The sequence below is a fragment of the Rhodococcus sp. AH-ZY2 genome, from assembly GCF_030916465.1.
Lineage (GTDB): Bacteria > Actinomycetota > Actinomycetes > Mycobacteriales > Mycobacteriaceae > Rhodococcus > Rhodococcus ruber.
The window spans coordinates 5,629,160-5,635,159 of record NZ_CP126458.1 but is presented as its reverse complement, the minus strand read 5'-3'; the positions used below and the strand labels follow the sequence as shown (position 1 = coordinate 5,635,159).

Below are 6,000 nucleotides of genomic sequence, written 5' to 3'. Positions count from 1 at the left end.
TGAACATTGCGCGAGTTACCAAATCGCCTGGTCAAGCCGCTTTTCTGGACGACATCAGGGCACCCAGTACTTCGCGGCCAGCTCTTCCACAACGGGGTCCCCCTCGGCGGCCTGGTCCAGCAGTGCCAGGTCGAGGCCGATGTCGATGAGCCGGGGGTTGTCCCCTTCTGCGTCCCCGAGGGGGCGCCCGCCGTCTTCTCCGCGCTGGCGCAGAATCTTCGCTCGCACCCGCTCCTTCAACGACTCACTCATAAGTCGAGTGTACTGAGCCGACGACGCCCGAGCGGGGTGCCGAGCAGCGGCGATCGGACTAGTGGTCGTCGTCGCGCCGGCGGAACACGCGCACCGCAGTGGGGATGAGAACGACCAGGGCGCCGATGATCAGAACGATCGAGAAGATCTCCAGGAGCACACCCGCCATCATGCGGCACGGAACGCGGCGGCGGGCGCCTTTGCCCGGGGCGAGCGGACCGGAGAGTGCACGTGCGTACGACGAAGGCCCTCCGTCCGCGTTCGGGATGGAGGGCCTTCGTCGTGCGGAGCTGCCTGCGAGAATCGAACTCGCGACCTTTTCATTACGAGTGAAATGCTCTACCGACTGAGCTAAGGCAGCGTGCCTGACGGCGCGCACGAGTCTAGCGCCTACCCCCCTGCCCAATGCAAACCGCCCGTCGGTGCCTACCGGAAGGCCGAGCTCAACCGGGCCGCCATCGCGGCCACCGCGAAGCGGGGCTTGACGTTCTGCGCGAGGACCTCGCGGCATTCGAGAATCGCCTCGATGCAGGTCAGCAACGCCTCCGGCCGGGCACGCGAAGCCAGGTCGGCGGCACGCTCGGCCATGTCGGGATGGTTGGCGGTGCTGGAAGCGCCCAGGGAACGTGCCAGCGCGTCGCGGTAGAGACCGGCCAGATCGATGAGGGCGCGATCCATGATGTCGCGCTCGGTCCGGGTGCGTCGGGACTTCTGGGTGCGTTCGAGGTCCTTGAGGACGCCCGCCGAGCCCCGGAGCGCCCCGGCAGCGCCCTTGCCGGTGCCTCCGGCGCCGAGAGCGGTCCGAAGTTCCTCGGTCTCCCGTTCGTCGCGCGTGGCGCTGATCTCCTTGGCTTCCGCCTCCGCACGCTGCACCAGCTCGTCCGCAGCGGTGTACGTGGTGGCAGGGCGGAGGACGGCCGCGGCCAGATCCAGCGCACGTCGACGGCTGGTGCGAGCGGACTCGTCGGTGGCCAGACGCCGGGCCCGCCCGACGTGGCCGCCGCTGATCGATGCCGCCCAGTTCGCGGTCTCGGGGTCGAGTCCGTCGCGTTCGCGCAGCACCCGGGCGATGGCGTCCGGGTTGGGCGTGACGAGCGCGACGTGCCGGCATCGCGAGCGCAGGGTCACGGAGATGTCCTGCGGATCCACGGACGGTGCGCACAGGAGGAACACCGTGCGTTCCGGCGGTTCCTCGACGACCTTGAGCAGTGCGTTCGCGGCGCCCTCGGTGAGACGGTCCGCATCCTCGATCACCACTACCTGCCACTGCCCGGTGCTCGGACGACGCGACGCGGTCCGGACGATGTCGCGCATCGCCTTGACACTGATCGTGAGCCCCTCGGGAACGACCCGACGGACGTCGCCGTGAGTGCCGGCCATGGTGGTGCTGCACGCGTGGCAGCGACCGCAACCCGGGACGTCCGGGTCGGTGCACTGCAGGGCGGCGGCGAAGCAGAGCGCCGCAATCGACCGACCGGAACCGGGAGGGCCGGTGAACAGCCACGAGTGCGTCATCCGGGAACCGGCTCCGCCGCCGCGCGCCGCGGTGGCTGCGGCGATCAGTTCGGTCTCCACGTCGCGCTGGCCGACGAGACGTTCGAAGACACCGGGCATGGCCTCAGCGTAGCGACCGGTTCCGACGCCGCCGAGGCGTCGGCCGTCCGAAACCTTCAAGACGGCGACGGCGCAGCGACCTAGCGTCACCGGTATGACCGCACAACTCGCCCTGGTCGGGCTCGTCGTCGCCGACATGACCCGTTCCTTCGACTGCTATCGACGCCTCGGACTGGACCTGCCCGCCGGTACCGACGAACCGCACTTCGAAACGACACTTCCAGGTGGGCTCCGCCTGGCATGGGACACAGTCGAATCGGTCCGGTCCTTCCATCCGGACTTCCGGCCGGGAACGGGTGGCCCCGCGCTCGCCTTCGACTGCGGTTCACCGGCAGGCGTGGATTCGACGTACCGCGACTTGCTGGAGGCGGGATGCACGAGTGCGCTCGAACCGTGGGACGCGTTCTGGAAGCAGCGGTACGCGAGCGTCCACGATCCCGACGGGCACAGCATCGAGCTGTTCGCGGCCCTGCCCGGGTGACCGCTCAGCCGAGGAGCGCACCGAGCGTGGTGCCGGAGAGGGCGCGGACCTCCCGCGCGAGATGGGCCTGGTCGCTGAAGCCGCACTCGGCCGCGACGTCGGCGAACGGTCGGCCGGCGCGGGCGAGACCGACCGCGCGGCGGAACCGCAGCACGCGTGCCAGCGTCTTCGGTCCGTAGCCGTACGCGCGCAGTGCGTGCCGGTGCAACCGGCGCGCACTCCAGCCCGTCGACGCCGCCAGCTCGGCGACGGACGCTCCGGCCCCGAGCTGCGCCGCGATGCTCGTCTCGACGCTGCGGTCGACGCCGTCCAGACGGCGCCGGGTCTCGCGCAGGAGCGCACCGACCGGGTCGGACTCCGCGTCCGAGACCAGGCGACGAACGTGTGCGCCGGGCCGGATGTGGTCCAGCGGTACGCGTGCGTCACGGAGGTCGGCTGCATCCACGCCGAGCACCGCCGGCCCTACGCCGGGACCGAAACGCACGGCGGTCAGGTCACGCCGGGCACCCAGGTCGGAGAACTGGGCTCGGGTGTCCGGTCCGGCGACGAGGAGGCCGTCCTCGTGCCAGATCAGGTCCGTGCAGCCGTCGGGCAGCACGGACGTTCCCGCCGAATCCGCGGTCCTCGTCGCGGTCCACACGAGCACACCGGGTATGCCGGACGCCGCTTCGCGGTACACACGGCGAGGATAGGACGCCGTACCCGGAAGGTCACTCCTTCTGCGCGGCGGTCTTCTTCGCAGTCGTCTTCTTCGCAGTCGTCTTCTTGGCGACGGTCTTCTTGGCCGCCGTCTTCTTCGCGGGAGCCTTCTTCGCAGCGGTCTTCTTGGCGGTCTTCTTCGCCGGACCACGGGCACGTCGATCCGCGAGCAGCTCGGAGGCACGCTCGTCGGTGATGGTGTCGACCTCGTCGCCCTTGCGGAGGCTGGCGTTGGTCTCGCCGTCCGTGACGTACGGGCCGAAGCGGCCGTCCTTGATCACCATCGGCTTGTCGCTGACCGGGTCGGTGCCCAGTTCCCGCAGCGGCGGCGTGGCGGCGGCCTGCCGACCGCGTCGTTTCGGCTCGGAGTAGATCTTCAGCGCCTCCTCGAGGGTGACCGTGAACATCTGCTCCTCGTTCGCCAGCGACCGCGAGTCGGTGCCCTTCTTCAGGTACGGCCCGTAGCGACCGTTCTGGGCGGTGATCTCCTCACCCGTCGCAGGATCGACCCCGACGACCCGCGGCAACGACAGCAGTCGCAGTGCGTCCTCGAGCGTCACCGTCGACAGTTCCATCGATTTGAGCAGCGACGCCGTCCGCGGCTTGGGACCGGCCGCCTTCTTGGTGGCCTTCTTCGCCGGTGCCTTCTTCGCAGCCTTCTTCGCCACGGTGGTGGTGCCGCCCGCCGAGGGCGCCGCCTCGACCGGGATCGGCGTGATGTCGGGTTCGGGCTCCGGCTCCGGCTCACGCAGCAACTCGGTCACATACGGACCGAAGCGGCCCTCCCGCGCGACGATCTCGTTGCCGGTGGCCGGGTCGACGCCGAGGACCCGGCCCTCCTGCGGGGTCGAGAACAGCTTCTCCGCGTACTCGAGCGTCAGCTCGTCCGGCGGCAGGTCGTCGGGCAGGTTCGCACGCTGGGAGACCGGTTCCCCGTCGGGAGCGTCGGGATCGGCAACCATCCGCTCGAGGTACGGGCCGAACCGGCCCACGCGCACGTGGATCTCCCGGCCCTCGGCGTCGTCGAACAGCCGGATGGAGTTGATCTCGCGGGCGTCGATGTCTTCGAGGTTCTCGCCCACCATCTTCTTCAGGCCACCCTCGCGCGCCACCGAGTTCTCGGCTCCGTGGGCGCCACCGAAGTAGAAGCTCGACAGCCAGTCCGTTCGCTGCTCGTGACCACCCGCGATCTCGTCGAGGTCGTCCTCCATGGCGGCGGTGAAGCCGTAGTCGACGAGGCGTCCGAAATGCGCCTCGAGCAGCCCGATGACCGCGAACGCCACCCACGACGGGACCAGGGCGCTGCCCCGCTTGTAGACGTAGCCGCGGTCGAGGATGGTCTTGATGATCGACGCGTACGTCGACGGCCGGCCGATGCCGAGGTCCTCGAGAGCCTTGATCAGGCTGGCCTCGGTGTAGCGAGCCGGCGGGTTGGTCGAGTGACCGTCCGGGTCGAGCTTCGTCGCGGTGACGCGCTGTCCCTCGGACAGGTTCGGCAGCCGGGATTCGGCGTCGTCGGACTGGCCGCCGGCCTCTTCGTCGACGCTCTCGACGTACGCCCTCAGGAAGCCGGGGAAGGTGATGGTGCGACCGGACGACGAGAACGTGCATTCCTCACCGCTCGCGGCGGTGCCGGTGATGCGCAGTGTCAGGGTCGTGCCCCGCGCGTCGGCCATCTGGGAGGCGACGGTGCGCTGCCAGATGAGTTCGTAGAGGCGGTACTCGTCGGTGTCGAGACGCGAGTGCAGTTCGCCGGGCGTGGCGAACACGTCACCGGCCGGACGGATCGCCTCGTGGGCCTCCTGCGCGTTCTTGACCTTGCGGGTGAACTGCCGCGGGGTGGCGTGCACGTACTCCGCGCCGTACAACTCGGTGGCCTGGGCCCGGGCGGCGGCGATCGCGCTCTCGGACAGGGTCGTCGAGTCGGTACGCATGTACGTGATGTAGCCGTTCTCGTACAGGCGCTGGGCGATGCGCATCGTGCGCTCGGACGAGAACCGCAGCTTGCGGCCCGCCTCCTGCTGCAGCGTCGACGTCATGAACGGTGCGTACGGCTTGCGGGTGTACGGCTTGCTCTCGACCGACGTCACCGTCAGGTCCACGCCGTGCAGAGCGTCGGCGAGTCGTCGCGCGTACGCCTCGTCGAGCACGACGACGCCGGTGGACTTGAGCCGGCCGTCGGCGCCGAAATCGCGGCCGGCGGCGACGCGGGCGCCGTCGACACCGACGAGCCGTGCCCCGAACGATCGGGGGCTCGCGTCGGCGCCGGCGTCGAGGGTGGCGGCGATGTCCCAGTACGTCGCGGACCGGAAGGCCATGCGCTCACGTTCGCGCTGGACGATGACCCGGGTGGCGACGGACTGCACGCGGCCCGCCGACAGCCGCGGCATGACCTTCTTCCACAGCACCGGGCTGACCTCGTAGCCGTAGAGGCGGTCGAGGATCCGGCGGGTCTCCTGCGCGTCGACCAGGTTGTTGTCGAGGTCGCGGGTGTGTTCCGCGGCGGCCCGGATGGCCGGCTCGGTGATCTCGTGGAAGACCATCCGGCGGACCGGGACCTTCGGCTTGAGCGTCTCGAGCAGGTGCCAGGCGATGGCCTCGCCCTCCCGGTCGGGGTCGGTCGCGAGGTACAGCTCGTCCGCGTCCTTCAGCAGCCCCTTCAGCTCGGTGACCTTGGACTTCTTCTCAGGACTGACGACGTACAGCGGCTCGAAACCGTGGTCGACGTTCACACCGAGGCGGGCCCACGACTCGCCCTTGTACTTGGCCGGCACATCGGCGGCCCCGCGTGGCAGGTCGCGGATGTGTCCGACGGACGCCTCGACGACGTAGTCACGGCCCAGGTAGGGCGCGATCTTCTTCGCCTTGGTCGGGGACTCGACGATGACGAGCCGACGCGTGCCCGACGAGCCGTTCGACGTGCTGTTGTCCCGTGCTGCCACAGCGCTGCCGCA

Annotated in this window: 5 protein-coding genes and 1 tRNA gene; 1 reads left to right on the top strand and 5 read right to left on the bottom strand. The window is 69.7% G+C overall.

Annotated features, from left to right (window positions below; translation table 11 throughout):
• Positions 1 to 54 precede the first annotated feature (54 nt).
• The 3 genes from QNA09_RS26985 to QNA09_RS26975 form a co-directional block, all read right to left on the bottom strand.
• Entirely contained in the window at positions 55 to 252 is a 198-nt protein-coding gene (locus QNA09_RS26985; RefSeq protein ID WP_017681228.1) for a hypothetical protein, read from the bottom strand.
• A 288-nt stretch (positions 253 to 540) separates the two neighbouring features.
• A tRNA-Thr gene (locus QNA09_RS26980) sits at positions 541 to 613 on the bottom strand.
• Between the two features lie 65 nt (positions 614 to 678).
• Positions 679 to 1,866, bottom strand: a complete 1,188-nt coding sequence (locus QNA09_RS26975; RefSeq protein WP_010595037.1) for a DNA polymerase III subunit delta' — start codon at positions 1,864 to 1,866, stop codon at positions 679 to 681.
• Between the two features lie 94 nt (positions 1,867 to 1,960).
• Here QNA09_RS26975 and QNA09_RS26970 point away from each other — a divergent pair, with 94 nt between their 5' ends.
• Entirely contained in the window at positions 1,961 to 2,347 is a 387-nt protein-coding gene (locus QNA09_RS26970) for a VOC family protein (protein WP_010595036.1), read from the top strand.
• 4 nt (positions 2,348 to 2,351) lie between these two features.
• Here QNA09_RS26970 and QNA09_RS26965 read toward each other — a convergent pair whose 3' ends face one another.
• Positions 2,352 to 3,026, bottom strand: coding sequence for an AraC family transcriptional regulator (locus tag QNA09_RS26965; RefSeq protein ID WP_010595035.1), 675 nt, complete (start codon positions 3,024 to 3,026; stop codon positions 2,352 to 2,354).
• Positions 3,027 to 3,057: 31 nt separating this feature from the next.
• Positions 3,058 to 5,988, bottom strand: coding sequence for a type I DNA topoisomerase (gene topA / locus QNA09_RS26960; protein WP_119699357.1), 2,931 nt, complete (start codon positions 5,986 to 5,988; stop codon positions 3,058 to 3,060).
• Positions 5,989 to 6,000: the final 12 nt, after the last annotated feature.

Excerpts from the sequence above, each read along its gene's own strand:
- QNA09_RS26975 (WP_010595037.1), bottom strand. The coding sequence starts at position 1,866 with ATGCCCGGTGTCTTCGAACGTCTCGTCGGCCAGCGCGACGTGGAGACC.
- QNA09_RS26970 (WP_010595036.1), top strand. The coding sequence starts at position 1,961 with ATGACCGCACAACTCGCCCTGGTCGGGCTCGTCGTCGCCGACATGACC.
- QNA09_RS26985 (WP_017681228.1), bottom strand. The coding sequence starts at position 252 with ATGAGTGAGTCGTTGAAGGAGCGGGTGCGAGCGAAGATTCTGCGCCAG.